We start from the raw sequence: 15,153 nt of genomic DNA on the forward strand, positions 1-15,153 counted from the left end.
TGAGCCTTAAACCTCAAGCAGCTCAGATTCCTTGTGCTTGTAGAGCTCATCGATAGTATCTACATGTTTCTTAGTGAGGGCATCAAGCTCTTTTTCGGCACGGGCACCGTCGTCCTCACCGATCTCGCCGTCTTTCACAAGCTTATCAATGACGGTTTTAGCATGGCGGCGCACATTACGTACCGAAACGCGAGCTTCCTCGGCTTTGTGGTTGACCAATTTTATGTATTCTTTACGACGCTCAGAGGTCATCTCAGGCATAACCGCGCGGATAGCGGCACCGTCGTTGCTGGGATTTACACCCAAGTCAGAGTCACGCACTGCTTTTTCGATAGCAGCTAAAGCGCTCACATCAAATGGAACAATCTTAACCGTACGGGCATCTTCAACGTTGAACGATACCAGCTGCTGCAATGGAGTCGGCGCGCCGTAGTAGTCTGCGGTAATAGAGCTAAAAATCGCAGGGTTCACACGTCCGGTGCGGACCTTGGCGAATTCTGTTTTGACAGCTTCAATGGTCTTATCCATCTTCTCGCCGGCTTCGGCAAGGGTTTCTTCGATCACGACGGAATCTCCTTTATAGGGGAAGTCGGCTCATGCCGATTTTGGTAGCTACGGCTACGGGAAACACCAAACGGTGCAAACCGCGACCTAGTTATAGTTTAGTCGCCCGAGACTATCTCGGGCGACTTCTCACCGTTTTTTCCTTATGGCTAAGCCGTTGAACGACTTCTAATGCGAGGAGTATAACGGCATAACGTTTCTTTAGCGGGTTACAAGAGTACCCATCTTCTCCCCCAGAATAGCGCGGGTTACGTTACCTTCGCCCTGCATGCCGAAGACGCGCATCGTCACGTTATTATCGCGACATAGGGAGAATGCGGTCTGATCCAACACGCGAATATTGCGTTGCATAGCTTCATCGTAGGTGAGGTTATACAGGCGCTCAGCCTGAGGGTCTTTATTCGGATCGGCAGTGTAGATACCGTCCACACCATTTTTTGCTACCAAAACTTCGTCAGCGTGAATTTCCAAGGCTCGCTGGGCAGCTACGGTATCGGTCGAAAAATAGGGCAGACCAGCACCGGCGCCGAAAATAACCACACGGTCTTTCTGCATATGGCGAATAGCGCGGCGAGGAATATAGGTTTCTGCAACCTGCGGCATAGTAATAGCAGACTGTACGCGGGTGTCAATACCTTCTTGCTCCAAGAAATCCTGAAGAGCCAGAGAGTTCATCACGGTACCGAGCATGCCCATATAGTCTGCGCGGGAACGATCCATACCTGCCTGTGAAAGCTCGGCGCCACGGAAGAAGTTACCGCCGCCAATCACGATGGAGGTCTCTACCTTACCCACAGTTGCTGCAATCTGCTGTGCAATATTACGCACAACCCCGGTCGAAATACCAACTTCTCCCCCACCGAAAACTTCGCCTGAGAGCTTGAGTAGAACACGGCGACGACCGGTGTCGTCTCGATGGATTGGGTGCGTGTGCGAGTCGGTCATAAATACCCTCCAACGGATAAAACTTATGCTGATAACGGGGTGAACACTCAATAGTCCTTATCAAGGATACGCTACGGGAACACTGTCTGTGGTACACCCTTCGATATTTTTCTCCCTCATTCGGCATACCAGAAGGCGTAGAGATTGAGAGACTCAATGCTCCGGGCATATAAAACCCTATAAAACCTCAGGTCAACACTGTATCTGCAAGATGATCTATACAGAAAATAGGCTCTGGAACTTTCTTTTCGCTAGGTGCGCGACCTGCACAATATTTATGCAAAAAAAGTCGGATGCTCACCCTTCATAGGGCAAGCATCCGACTTTAGCGTATAGCCTCAGATAAAGGCTGGCTGCTTGAGGAAAGCTCCTAGAAACTAGGCACCAACACGGAAACGTGCGAAACCGGTAGCAGTTGCGCCAGCCTCAGAGAGAGCCTGTGCCACAGACTTCTTGGTGTCTTTTGCGAAGTCCTGGTCAAGCAGGGTGTTCTCTTTGAAGAAGCCCTTGAGACGACCCTCAACAATCTTATCCAGAATCTTCTCGGGCTTGCCCTCAGCAATTGCGGTCTCACGTGCAACACGCTTCTCAGCTTCAACCTGGTCAGCCGGGATAGACTCAGAATCCAGGTACTTGGGGCTCATCGCTGCGATGTGGACTGCTACGTCGTGCGCAATTTCATCAACGTTATTGCCGGAAACAGCAAGCAGAACACCAACCTGTGCGGGCAGGTCCTTAGAGGTCTTGTGCAGGTAAACTGCCACATTCTCGCCTTCAACGCGTGCTACGCGGCGTACCACGACCTTCTCACCCAGCAGGGCGGCAGCATCGGTGGTGAGCTCTTCAACGGTCTTACCCTCGAAGGATGCAGCCTGTAGCTCTTCCAGAGTGGATGCGTTAGCCGCGATAGCAGCCTCCAACACGTTACGCCCGAAGGTAATGAAGGGTTCGGACTTAGCCACGAAGTCGGTTTCAGAGTTGACCTCAACCATGTAGCCAACACCGTTTTCTACGCGAGCGGCAACCAGACCTTCAGCGGTTGCACGACCTTCACGCTTGGTGACGCCCTTCAGACCCTTCACACGGATAATCTCCATTGCCTTCTGCTGGTCGCCGTTAGCCTCATCGAGAGCCTTCTTGACGTCGAGCATACCTGCGCCGGTCTTCTCACGCAGTGCCTTGATGTCTGCTGCAGTATAGTTCGCCATGTGAACTCCTCTTTTTCCTTAATTTAAGATGTGAACGTGATAACGCCCATGAGCTATGAGCGGACGGCACCTTACCCGCCACAGGGTAGGTACCGTCCGTACTGCTTTTCCCATCGTGGAAAAGCTAAAGCCTACTTAGCTTCAGCCGCCTGAGCTGCCTCGTGCTGCTCTAGCAGTTCGCGCTCCCACGCAGCCATAGGCTCTTCAGCAGCCTCTGCCTTACCGGTCTTCTTAGCATTACGCTCAATGAGACCTGCAGCGACAGCGTCTGCCACCACACGGGTGAGCAGGTTGACGGAACGGATCGCATCGTCGTTACCAGGGATGGGGAATGCGACTTCGTCAGGGTCACAGTTGGTGTCAAGAATAGCTACCACGGGGATGCCCAGCTTCTGAGCCTCGTTAACCGCCAGGTGCTCCTTCTTGGTATCAACAACCCATACGAGGGAGGGAACCTTGCTCAGGTTACGGATACCACCCAAAGTCTTTTCGAGCTTCTCAAACTCGCGGCGCATCAAGAGCAGTTCCTTCTTGGTGTAACGTGAACCCGCGACATCGTCAAAGTCGATCTGCTCAAGTTCCTTCATACGCTCAATGCTCTTAGCAATGGTGGAGAAGTTGGTGAGCATACCACCAAGCCAGCGGTGGTTAACGTAAGGCATATTCACGCGGGTAGCCTGCTCAGCAATAACTTCCTGTGCCTGCTTCTTGGTACCCACAAACAGAATGTTGCCGCCGTGTGCAACGGTGGATTTAACAGCCTCAAAAGCCTTATCGATGAATTCGAGGGACTGCTGCAGGTCGATGATGTAAATGCCGTTGCGTTCGGTGAGGATGAAACGCTTCATCTTGGGGTTCCAACGGCGGGTCTGGTGACCGAAGTGAACGCCGGAATCCAGCATCTCACGCATAGTTACGACGGGCATGTCGTCTCCTTTATATCAGGGTGCCGCGCTGACCTCCCATCTCGGGCTAGCCACACGCGCGCATAGTAGTTATCGGTTTATCCTAGTGGCGATTAGACATTCGGGTTGCCCCGTGTCTCAAGCCCTGACCGCTTGTTCTAAGCGGACCGAAGGTCTTTTATCACCTGGTATTTAGGTTCCAGGTGCTCACGCCACGCGTCGTCAGCGGGCCTTTCCGTTACCAGGCTAGGCACACTCCAATAGAAGATTGTACCTGATATTTGGGTCTTAAGTCTTTAGTACCGTGAGCTTTTCGCCCGGATAAGCGTGGTTTTTTTATAAAAATTTTTGCTACTACCTCACTTGAATCCGTAGAATCACGAGTCTTCATATTTTGGAGGTTTGTGAAAAACGCTGAGCCGTCTCACCTGTTTTTTCACGAAAACGCTAAATACCGTCTGTGGATATCGAATAAAAATGTCCCGAAAGGGTAAGTTTTCCACAGTACAGCCTTGTACATATCTTCATGCGTCTTCGACTGTGGTGTGCTCGAAGAATGATATGTGATTGGTTAGGGGCGTGGATGCACCGCGCGGGTCTGGCGGCACAGGCACGTATTTTTACGATGTCCAGACAACACTTTGTATCTGCGCTGCGGCGTACTCCGCTGTTTCTTCAAGCATGCTGGCGCTCAGGGCGTCCTATAAAAGTCCGGGTACATTCTCCAATATTCTTGCGGGTTTTAACGATCCAGATCATAGTCCTTACCGCGGCATTATCTTTAGGCCTCGGGCCACACGTCAGCGGTATAAAGTACCGACACGGTCCCCTCCAGATCATGCACACTTCTGCGCGTTCATGGATTTCACCTATATCTGGAAAACCTCATGTCATTCATGCCTTTATCAAGCCCAGTCAGCGGTGGTCGGCAGGGCATCGCGGAGTCGATCTTGAGGTAACAGAACAGGACCAAGTGCGCGCTCCAGCGCCTGGAACCATAGTTTTCTCGGGAACTGTCGTCGATCGACAGGTAGTAGTCATTGAGCATCCGAACGGGTACAGGTCGAGTTTCGAGCCCGTCACCGATCCTCTGCCAGTCGGTACTCACGTTCAGGCGGGACAGGTTATCGCTCGGGTGGATGCGCATCCCGCAAAACCTCGGTGCTCTACCATATGCCTTTACTGGAGCGTTCGGCGCGGCGGCGACCACAAGAACGGAAGTGGCAAAAACGCAGAATATATTAACCCTATGCTTCTGTTAGGACCAGCAGAACCGACTATACTGCTTCCCGTTGACGAGAGTTTCAAAGCCTGAAATATTACCTATATAGTCGTGAGCCCCGCATCGTGCACGATGCGGGGCTCACTGTGTGCCTGACCAACCGGTCTCTGCTTTGCTATACGTTATGGCACGGCACTACTGCAAAAAGTCCTGATCACTATCACCCGAAATGGGTTTCTGCTGTGACTTTGCAGCATGCTTCGGGATAGGAGCCTGTTGGGCGGGCAGCGGAATAGTACCGTCCGTTTCAGCCGCATAGGAGCTTCCAGACGAGAACGCAACGGTCGGCGAATCGTCGCCGTAATTGAGAACATCCGAGTCTGAAGCTGTGTAGACTGCTGTCGGCTGAACCGCTTGCTGTGCAGCTCGGCGTTCGCGTGCCTTCTGGCTTGCGCGACAAATGCGCTTGCGGAAGATGAAGAACGCCAACAGAATCAGCAGAAGCAGACCGAGCAAAATAGCATCCACCACAAAGTCCGTCATGGTAAACCCATGCGCTGGAATGGTGAGGGATGAGGTATTGACATAACCCTCCGAGCTATTAACCGTAACGTTACGCCCGTCGCCAGAGAGACGTGAATCTTGGTGACCAAACATAGAGTTGCTTCCCTGCAGAGCATCGGTTTTAACCGAGCTCATGATGGGGAGCTCAAACTTGAAATCGTAGTTTTTGGGCTGTAGCTGACCAAAACGCTCCTGCAGGTTAAACTTGGGCGAAACCGTATAGTCTGCCCCGAAAAGATTAACCCCGCCAGGATGATGAATCGTCATTTCAGAACCGGGTAGGTAAGCACCAATACGGGTATTGAATTCCGCAGAATCTTTGCCTCGTATCTTTGCTGAATATATCGTATTATCGCCGTCAGTACGTTCCTCGAATGTCGCTTGAGCCTCATCAGACCCTTGAACGAAAGATTTAAGGGCATCCCCAGCCTGCGCGACATCAGAACTCTTAAAAGCAAGTTCAAACTTCGCTTCAACAGAACCGTCCATACCCAGCGCAGAATTCACGTTTAGGCTTTCAGGCTGAATCGTGCGCGAATTCTTTAGGTTGACTTTTATTACCCTATCCGACGCGGATGCGCTTGAGCTTGAGCTATTCGACGAGCCGTAGTCCTGGTCAAAATTTTTACCGTCGTCAGAGAAGCTAAACTTCACCCCGTAGTTGGTTCCCGGTGAACACACACGGCTGCAATCAACTGAACCTGTTACATGCTCAATGATCTTCGCCCCAGAAGAATCAGTTTTAACTTCTTGGGAACTTTCTAACGCGGTCTCTTGAGTACCCAGAATTTTTTGAAGTTTAGTATTGAGATCCTCGAAAGAATCGGCAGTAAATTTTAGGTTGCGACCGCTTTCATCTTTACCAGATTGCGTGGACGGTAAGCTCCGGTAAGACTTTTTGGCGATTTCTTCGTCAATACCCTTGGTAAGCTCAGCTCCCTCAGGTTTCACCGAGTTAAGATAAGCGTCTACAGCACTTACCCGGTCAGGTACCATGATCTCTTTTGCGAGAAAGACAATCTTGGCGTTATATTTACCGTCCTTCTTATCGACCGCAATCACAACTTCAGCAAACCCATTATCTTTGAGGTCTTTAGCTTGAACCTCGTTAGAGGACTCTGTTGTTTTAATTTCGCGACCTTCAAAGGTAACACTGTTTTTCCCACTTGACTGCAGGACGTTGTCTTTGCGTTTTGCTTCGACCAAGCCGTCTGTTACAAGTGCTTCGGGAAGCCACTTGATAAGGTCCTGCGAGGTGAAGTTTTCGGAAACTTCAACGCCCTGAACCAAGCCGTCTTTGCTGTTGCTAATCAGAATCTGAGGTTCTTTGTCAAAACTCGAAGCTCTCAAAATAGCGGAGACTTTAGTGCGGTACTCATCTACGCTATTAAAATTCACTTTGAAGGTGGCCTGAGCGTTATCACCTTCGGTTCGAATGCCCTCGTAATCAAGTTCTTGAGGTTTGTGTTTCTTAATCGAAGCGTCAAGAGCGTTAACGTCACCCTTGAGGTAATCTTTATTATCTTTCAAGCTGAAAGACACTGTAATGGTGCGGGAACCCTTCTCGGAATTTTCAAGCCCGAGATTTGTCTCAACTTTTGCACCACAGGCAGACATAATGAGCGCTAGAACCGCCAGAAAGACGGCAAGGAACCCAAGTCTTCCTTGCCGTCTTGACGAGCGCTGCTGTAGTAGCTGGCTCATCTTACAATGCTCCTAGAGGCTTGATGCCATGGGGTTAGGCATCATCTGGAACGCAATGTTGTATACAATGAGGGCCACAAGAACCCATGCAGTTGTAAGAAGAGCGTGCATTAACACAGGAGATTTCTCAAAACGACCCAGGCGATTCAGCCCTAGGTAGATAAGAGACTCACCGATCACAATCGAGAACGCAAAGATTGCTACCAGAAGATATATCGTCAGGATGGGGTTCTCTGCAAAGTTCTTCCCATTTGTACCCATCGTGAGAAGAACAAAGAGGTAGAGCAGAAGATAGGAGCCAGCCAAGGGAAGAGCCGCAACACCTGCCGCGCTCATGCAGTCGTTGAAACTCGACTGAACTTTTCCGATACGAGCGGTCAGCATGAGCTGCAAGCCGCGCAGAACGTGAATCGCAAAAATTGCGACAAAGAAAATTAGGAAAATCATGACGGTCTGCCCGAAGTTTCCTCCCTGAGAGGAGCTCCCCCGGCTACCGTAGAATGATCCGCGGAACATGTAGAAAAGCCCAAGAAGACCGCTGACCAGCTGCGTAATGACCAAAGAGCCTGCGAAGGACTGTGCTGCTACAGCGATAATCCATCCCCAAGGTTGGCTGTCCTGCAGTCTTTTATGTGCGTCGCCCGGTTGGCTCTTAAAGACATCAAGGAAGCTGCCCCAAACATTCTTGAGAGCTTCAGCGAAAGGGTTTGGCGCTGCCGGTGCTGCTGGCTGGGCGAAACCAGCATGTGGGTCTCCCTGAGGCTGTGCAGGGTTTTGCGGGTTAAACCCGTTCGGCTGGGGAATCTGCTGGTTCGGAGCACCCGGAACCGGGTTTCCAAACTGATTAGGATCCTGCTGGTATTGTCCGCCCTGCTCCTGGGGAGGTAGAGACTGGTGCATATTAGGGTTCCCATACGGTTGAGCGGGGTTGGGGTTCTGGTACCCGTCATTGCCATAACCTTGAGGATGTTGTGGCTGACCTTGACCGGACTGCGGAATATTCTCACTCATCATCTGATCCTTATCTCGGATTTTCCTATGCAACAAGCCGATATACGCTCGGGACGTTGCTTCAAGAAACCAGATAAGTCTGAAGATCTCGTGGCTAAGCCTTATTCCAGGAAGAAGGCGCTGGAGCAACAGTACTCCGTGTGTTTATCGGCGATGTCTCGCGTGTGCATGCGAGGTTACTTTTTACCCTACCTTAAATCTCGCCTCTACTCACGATAATTCGTCATATCTTCAGAAAATAAGGTATTTATTCTTCTTCTAATTTCTTCACGCGACGAGTCACCACAATGGGGATAGAGATCAGCACTACGATGAGCAGGGATGCTACGACAATCCCAGCAATCATAATTGGCCTATAGTTGCGGGGGGCCTTCTGCATATGAATCTCCATTGTGGCAGTGTTAATACCCTTGGCGCGCACATGAATTGCCCCATCGGACTGATCTACAACAGTATTAGCAGGAGGATTTACAACCGCCATACCGTCCGGCGCCACCACAATATATTCACTGTCGCCACTGAATCTATCGGTGACTTTAGCATCCGCAACGAGCTTGGCACGCAACGTCAGCTGGTCGTTCTCACCTTTCTCAAGACTTACCTCGCTGCCGGGCATATAGTTGTTGAGCAAACGTTGGAAATCTTGAACTTTGATATTGCTGATCCGGGTAGTAAAGGTACGCCCTATGCCCTGCTCATTACGCTCCATATTCTGCTCGCCGGTCTTTGTATTAGAGGCACCAAAGATCTCATTAATACTCCGGCTAAAAAGCATTGCGTCGAGCGGGCTAAAGGTATATTGGAAGCTCGCACTCAAAGAAGACTCGGAGCTGATGTAAAAAGTGCTTGAAAATTTCTCAGGAACCACTCGGCGACTCATCGTATAGCTAACAACCGAAGATGTACCAGAATCGTATTTTGCTGCCTCGTTGACGCTGTACAGAGCTTCGTCGCCGCTCTTACCCCAGGATGCGGGCGCTGCCACAAGCCCCAATGGCGGGGATGACATGCTCGCATCACAAATACCGGCACAATCAATATGCACATTCGCGGTTGATAAAAGCTCTTGATTTTCTCCTGTGGACTCACTGAAAGAGATGGAATTATTCTTGGTTCCGAGAAGCTGTTCGAGGTCTCTATTAACCTGGTCGATGCTATTCGCAGTAAATGCTACGTGCCGACCCTGCGCTTCTTTCGGGATAAGAGCATCTTTACCCACAAAATACGGCTGATACGAATGAATATCGGACTCTACCTTTTGGTTATCAACTTTGACGGCCTCCAGATAGGTATCTAGGTCTTGAAGCTCGCTTTGCCCAATCTCACCTTTAAAATCTCCGAGAAGCAAGTGCCCCTCAAAGGTGCCGTCTTCCTTGAGCTGAAGCACAAAAATAAGATTGCGAACATGGGGCGAAGGAACATCCTGCTGATCTGCGCGAGCCGCTGTCAGGAAGGCCGAGCCGTGATCGTATGTAGGCACCGGCGCAAGAACGGGTGCCGCCACGCCAAGAACAGAGGCGAGGGTAAACGCGGTGGCAAAACGCAGAAAGCGGCGCTCATATAAACCGTGTAGCGCTCTCATGCAGGATTTATCGGTGGTCATTATTCCTCTTTTGAGTGAGCCGGAGTCTCTAACAGGGTTCCGAGAGAAAATGGTGCTTTTCAAAAGTAGCTGGCAAACACTTTATCTCTCAAATGTTCGTATCTAATGTAGCGTGTTTATGCTCTCTGTTCTAACTCGCGTAACTCGAACCCCGATATAAAGCGAAAAGACCCCGCTCGGCGACATGTAATAAATAAGTCATACCGAGCGGGGTCTGTAGGGAGTGTGGGACTTGAACCCACGACCAAAGGATTATGAGTCCTCTGCTCTAACCGGCTGAGCTAACTCCCCTAGAGGCTTAGCGCGTAAGCCACGTCTCTAGAGTACCTGAGGGGTACAGTTTTGGCGAATCTTAGACACACCTTATTTTTCAGAACGTTGAGCAAGAAAACGCTCATAGGGGGCATCCGATACATATAATTCCTCAAAAGTGCGCCAGGTGTTCTCCGCACTATGGAATTCCACAATACGGCGGCTCTCACGCCCCATCTGCTCGCGTTCAGCGGCAGGTAGACGAAGAATTGCTGTAAGTTTATCCGCCAAATCCTGCGGATTATTAGGCTCAAAGAGGTATCCGTTAACGCCTTCTTCCACGAGATGTGGAAGCGCTAGAGCGTTTGCCAAGACTACGGGGGTGGATGCGCTCATAGCCTCCAAGGAGACAAGCGACTGCAGCTCTGCGGTCCCAGGCTGACAGAAAATATCCGCCCTCTGGTAAACACCCGGCAGTTCTTCGTCCGGAACAAACCCACGGAACGTTACTCGGTTTTCAACACCGCATTCGCGTGCCTTCTGTTCGAGGGTTTCACGAAGCTCGCCGCCTCCGGCGATATCAAGGCGAACGTGGTCAAGGTCTTCGGGGAGAAGAGAGAGCGCCTCAATAAGCACATCCACGTGCTTCTCTTCAGCAAGACGACCCACGAAGGTTACACGCAGTTCGCCGGGTGCTTTGCCCAAATCTGCACCCTCAGCAAGTTCGTAGTCGCTGATTTCAATGCCGTTAGAAACGGGCATGACGGGGCGAGTAAATCTTCCAAGATCTCGCATCGCATCGGCGCCGATCTGAGTCGGAGTTGTCACCACCGCCGCATATTTGAAAAGACGGCGCATATCCGCCCAGGTAATGTGCGCATACACCTTTTTGATGGGTTCCGGGAACGGCAGGAATGGATCTAAATTTGCGGGCATAAAGTGGTTGGTGGCGATAACTCGAATTCCACGCTTATGTGCCTGCTTCAGTAATGCGCGCCCGATAATGTAGTGGCACTGCACATGAATAACATCCGGCTTAACTTCGTCAAGGATACGACCCACCTCGGCGTGAATTTCCCAGGGAATACAGATGCGGTTGGTTTCATGAGTGGGGGGCAAATGCGAACGCAGACGGTGCTCGACGATGCCGCCCTCTACTACGGTTCGGTAGCTAGGTCCACGGCTGGGATTTGCGGCAACCACATGTACTTCGTGCCCGCGCTTGAGCATAGAGGTCGCTAGGCGGTGCCCAAATTGTGCCGCGCCGTTCACATCGGGGGGATAGGTCTCAGCACCAATCAGGATCTTCTTTGCCTGCTGCATCGCCTGTTCTCCTTGGTCTGACTTCTCAGGTGTATGGGGTGTTCTTCATTATTTTATCGGGTGTTATCGCGTTCCTCAGCATAAATAGGCCTTGGAGTTCTCTGAGAGTCGCCTCTATACGTCCTCAAAAATGGCCCGCCACTGCGGAGGTGACGGGCCAATATACGGAGTTTGTGGTGCAGGTACTTGCGTTAGCGTCGCACAATCTTTCGGAGGAAGAGTACGACTGCGGAGAGCGATGCGCCCAGAGTTGCGAAGGACTTCCACCGAGCCTTAACAACCTCAGGCTTGGATGCGTTGCTGACCATGTTGCGCCCAACGGTAGCCGCGCTGCTGGGCGCGTTCTGCACACTGGTCTTTGCGGAGTCTACGGTTGATTGGGTGAAGGATTGAGCATTCTTTGCGTACTTCTGCATATCATCGCGCAAAGCTGCAAGGTGTGCGCGACGTTCTTTAGTGCGCTGCTGAATCTGCTCAATGGTGAGCGGCTTGGGTTCTTCTTCGCCGCGTGCCTTACGTTCTTCAGCTTCTTGGCGTGCCTTCTCTGCAGCGGCCTCACGCTCTGCCTGCTTGCGCGCTGCACGTTCAGCCTGCTCTTGTTTCAAACGGGAGGCTGTCATTGCGCTGCCCTCACGAAGCACGCCGAGATCGAAGAGAACGCCGAAGATTGCCGATTCGGGAGCAAAGGGCAGCTGGGCTTTAACTTTTTTATATCCGATAAGCCCTAAAATGGCGAGAATAATGAGGAAGACGCCTGCCCAAATCAGCGCTGAGGCCCATAAAGGTACAAGCTGTCCAAGGAGGAAGATAAGCAGACCGATAACAGCGATGACCATGAAGCACGCAAAAACAGCTGCGACGGCGAGGAACGCTGCACCTTTGCCAAGAGCGACGCCTTTGGTCTTAAGCTCGTGCTTTGCAATCTGGACTTCGTCTTTGACCTGGTTAATACCTAGGGTTTTAAGTACCTTAGCGGCATCAAAGAGACCCGCGATACTTGACTTAATCCCTGCAATGCCTGCTCGTATGCCTTGGGGATTAGTGTTTGTGGTCATGCCCACCTCTCCGTGATTGTTCTGTGTGGAGCTTCTGTTTAGCACCCCACGGTTATTATTCTAGCTCTATTCTTACCGCAGGTGTGTTGTTACACAGCCGCCCCAGCGATCACACCAACCAAACCGTATGGTTTTTCTGCTCCCATCAAATCTTCAGAAGGCGGCAGTACACGGTTTTATGGTGCATAGGGTATCTTTCGCATTCTACCGTGTGCTGTGTAATTTCTCGAAAACTTTTATGCGTATGCATTCATATAGTGTTCGAGACAGAGATGTTTGATGCGCGAGAGGGTTCTTGTGCGAGGGTATTTAGAGCCCTCCAGCGTTGAGAAAACATGGAGCGGGTTACTGGCAAAATCCAGTCACCATACAAAAAAGCCTCGGAGCTTTGCTCTGAGGCTTTTAAATGCTCCCCCGACTGGACTCGAAATAGACGAAGCCCGATAGGAGGTGCCCCAGCGCCTCTGCAGGGCGAAGTGGGTTACTGGTTCAATCCAGTCACCATACAAAAAAGCCTCGGAGCTTTGCTCTGAGGCTTTTAAATGCTCCCCCGACTGGACTCGAACCAGTAACCCTTCGATTAACAGTCGAATGCTCTGCCAATTGAGCTACGGGGGATTATCCCGTTACGGCGTTTATCCGCAACGAGTAATAACTATACCGGCTGTTTGTTGCCTCCGCAACTTAGGGTATAGTGATGTACCTTACTAGTTTTTTGTGAGTGTTCTGCGGCGCATTTCAAGCTCTAAAAGCTCTCGTTGCACGTGCGCATACTCTTCACCGTCGGAGGCCGAGCTGAGCTGCTCCAGGCGCATCATGAGGTCGGATTTCTGTCGGGTGATCTGGTGGATAAAGAGGCTGTTGAGAGTACCCTCAATAAACCTGGGGAGGTGCTCTTCGTGGGCTATGGGCAGCGCCGCCACACTCAGTTCGGCGATCGCGGGGTGTACCTCGGCGATAGTACCGGAACGCACTACGTTGAGCCATTCAACCCCGGCGGCAGGCGCTACCGTGGAGGCCGCGTGTATGATGCCTCGAGAAATTTCACGGTGCATACGGTAGCGGAATTCTACGCGGGCGAATTCCTGCCACTGGGATACGCTCATCAAATGAGGATGCTGCAGGGCGATTTCAAGTGCGGCCTTTTCCAAACGCGCCACGGGATCGGCAGGGTCGGGGGCGAGTATTGGCTCTCCCCCGCCGGTATTTGCCACGCTAGTATCGCTGTGAGTGTCTGGCATAGTATTTCCGGGGTTCGAGGACCTTTCTGTCTGAGGCGCAGGGTTTCCGGCAGATGCGTTCCACGGTTGAGCTGAGTAGTTCTGCAGATCCTGCTGACCATATCCAGGTACCTGCTCGTACCGGGGCGTTTGGGACTGCTGAGCCACCGGTTCGTACCGTTTTTTCTGCTGCGGGTGGCGCTGGGCGTAGGCAACCGCACGCTGTATTTCCTCAAGTTCCATACCGAGCTGTCCGGAGACTTTACGCATATAGGCCGGGCGCAGGTCGCGGTCCCTGATTCCGGCGATAATGGGCGCGATGGCGCGCATCGCCAGCACACGCCCCTCTAGGGTCGTCAGGTCGAAGCGTTTGAGGGTTGTGTCAATGACGAATTCAAAGAGCGGGCGGCGAGAGGCGATGAGGGATCGTACCGCCGCATCGCCCCTGTGCAGGCGAAGGTCGCACGGGTCCATACCTTCTTGGGCGACCGCCACGTATGTTTGTGCCACGAAACGCTGATCCTCTTCAAACGCTGCGAGCGCGGCTTTCTGCCCCGCGGCGTCGCCATCGAAGGTAAAGATAATTTCTCCGCCGGAGCCGTCATCGGTGATCATGCGGCGTACCACTTTGATGTGCCCCGCGCCGAAGGCGGTGCCGCAGGTTGCTACGGCGGTTTTGATGCCTGCTAGGTGTGCCGCCATAACATCGGTATAGCCCTCGACGATGACGACCTGTTTGGTTTTGGTCATCTCACGTTTGGCGAGGTCGATTCCGTAGAGCACTTGCGATTTTTTGTATAGCGGTGTTTCGGGGGTGTTGAGGTATTTGGGTCCTTGGTCGTCGTCGAAGAGACGGCGTGCTCCGAATCCGATGGTTTCGCCTGCTACGGTGCGGATGGGCCAGATGATGCGCCCACGAAAACGGTCGTAGAGGCCGCGGTTTCCCTCAGAGAACATACCGGTAGCGCGCAGTTCCTCGTCGGTAAATCCTTGGGAACGCAGATGTTTGAGAAGGTTGTCCCAGCCACGGGGGGCGTATCCGACCCCGAAGGTTTTGGTGGCGGCTGGGTCGAACCCGCGAGCTCCGAGAAAGCGTTGTGCTTCCCCTGCGTTCGCTGAGTAGAGGCTGCGTTCAAAGAATTCTGCGGCGATTTTGTGTGCGTCGAGAAGTCGACGGCGCAAGCTTGCTTCGTACCTGTCTCGCGGGTTTCCACCTTCATAGTGTAGGGTGTATCCGATACGCGCCGCTAAGCGTTCAACGGTTTCGGTAAACCCGGTGTGTTCCATCGCCATGACGAAGGAGTAGACGTCACCGGATTCTCCGCATCCGAAGCAGTGGTAGGTGCCCATTTGCGGGCGCACATTGAAGGAGGGCGTGCGTTCGTCGTGGAACGGGCACAGCCCTTTGTACGCACCGATACCTGCACCTTTGAGGGTTACGTATCCCTCAACGATTTCGCGGATATCGGTACGGGCGCGTACTTCATCAATGTCTTCTTTGCGGATTAGTCCAGCCATCGTCTCATTTCTGCTGCACCGTGCTGTAATAGCAGTTTTAGAAGGTATTTCATGCCCGT

The 15,153-nt window shown here is 52.0% G+C and carries 11 protein-coding genes and 2 tRNA genes; 1 reads left to right on the top strand and 12 read right to left on the bottom strand.

What is annotated here, in order from left to right:
- Nucleotides 1-6: 6 nt before the first annotated feature.
- From frr to rpsB, 4 genes are all read right to left on the bottom strand, one after another.
- On the bottom strand, nucleotides 7-564 hold the full coding sequence (frr, locus tag HMPREF2756_RS00415) for a ribosome recycling factor (RefSeq protein ID WP_070617158.1): 558 nt from the start codon (nucleotides 562-564) through the stop codon (nucleotides 7-9).
- 201 nt (nucleotides 565-765) lie between these two features.
- Nucleotides 766-1,509, bottom strand: coding sequence for a UMP kinase (gene pyrH / locus HMPREF2756_RS00420; protein ID WP_004006227.1), 744 nt, complete (start codon nucleotides 1,507-1,509; stop codon nucleotides 766-768).
- 377 nt (nucleotides 1,510-1,886) lie between these two features.
- Entirely contained in the window at nucleotides 1,887-2,717 is an 831-nt protein-coding gene (gene tsf, locus HMPREF2756_RS00425; RefSeq protein WP_004006226.1) for a translation elongation factor Ts, read from the bottom strand.
- A gap of 131 nt (nucleotides 2,718-2,848) precedes the next feature.
- Entirely contained in the window at nucleotides 2,849-3,643 is a 795-nt protein-coding gene (gene rpsB, locus HMPREF2756_RS00430) for a 30S ribosomal protein S2 (RefSeq protein WP_004006225.1), read from the bottom strand.
- 817 nt (nucleotides 3,644-4,460) lie between these two features.
- Here rpsB and HMPREF2756_RS11375 point away from each other — a divergent pair.
- A complete protein-coding gene (locus HMPREF2756_RS11375; protein WP_238382269.1) occupies nucleotides 4,461-4,937 on the top strand; it encodes a M23 family metallopeptidase in 477 nt (158 codons plus the stop codon).
- A gap of 102 nt (nucleotides 4,938-5,039) precedes the next feature.
- On the opposite strand, the gene HMPREF2756_RS00440 is transcribed toward HMPREF2756_RS11375, so the two are convergent.
- The 8 genes from HMPREF2756_RS00440 to dnaG form a co-directional block, all read right to left on the bottom strand.
- On the bottom strand, nucleotides 5,040-7,112 hold the full coding sequence (locus HMPREF2756_RS00440; protein WP_070617160.1) for a hypothetical protein: 2,073 nt from the start codon (nucleotides 7,110-7,112) through the stop codon (nucleotides 5,040-5,042).
- 12 nt (nucleotides 7,113-7,124) lie between these two features.
- Nucleotides 7,125-8,123 (bottom strand): Yip1 family protein, encoded by a 999-nt coding sequence (locus HMPREF2756_RS00445; RefSeq protein WP_246825763.1) that lies wholly within the window; start codon nucleotides 8,121-8,123, stop codon nucleotides 7,125-7,127.
- Nucleotides 8,124-8,370: 247 nt separating this feature from the next.
- Nucleotides 8,371-9,726 carry a hypothetical protein gene (locus tag HMPREF2756_RS00450; RefSeq protein WP_004006221.1) on the bottom strand — a complete coding sequence of 452 codons (1,356 nt, stop codon included), beginning with the start codon at nucleotides 9,724-9,726 and terminating at the stop codon, nucleotides 8,371-8,373.
- A 217-nt stretch (nucleotides 9,727-9,943) separates the two neighbouring features.
- Nucleotides 9,944-10,017: transfer RNA gene (locus HMPREF2756_RS00455), tRNA-Ile, on the bottom strand.
- 72 nt (nucleotides 10,018-10,089) lie between these two features.
- Nucleotides 10,090-11,301, bottom strand: coding sequence for a glycosyltransferase (locus HMPREF2756_RS00460; protein ID WP_004006220.1), 1,212 nt, complete (start codon nucleotides 11,299-11,301; stop codon nucleotides 10,090-10,092).
- 191 nt (nucleotides 11,302-11,492) lie between these two features.
- Nucleotides 11,493-12,356, bottom strand: coding sequence for a phage holin family protein (locus tag HMPREF2756_RS00465; protein WP_070617162.1), 864 nt, complete (start codon nucleotides 12,354-12,356; stop codon nucleotides 11,493-11,495).
- Between the two features lie 545 nt (nucleotides 12,357-12,901).
- Nucleotides 12,902-12,974 (bottom strand) — tRNA-Asn (locus HMPREF2756_RS00470).
- 89 nt (nucleotides 12,975-13,063) lie between these two features.
- On the bottom strand, nucleotides 13,064-15,094 hold the full coding sequence (dnaG, locus tag HMPREF2756_RS00475; RefSeq protein ID WP_070617164.1) for a DNA primase: 2,031 nt from the start codon (nucleotides 15,092-15,094) through the stop codon (nucleotides 13,064-13,066).
- Nucleotides 15,095-15,153: the final 59 nt, after the last annotated feature.

The sequence above is a fragment of the Rothia sp. HMSC067H10 genome, assembly GCF_001810635.1.
Lineage (GTDB): Bacteria > Actinomycetota > Actinomycetes > Actinomycetales > Micrococcaceae > Rothia > Rothia dentocariosa.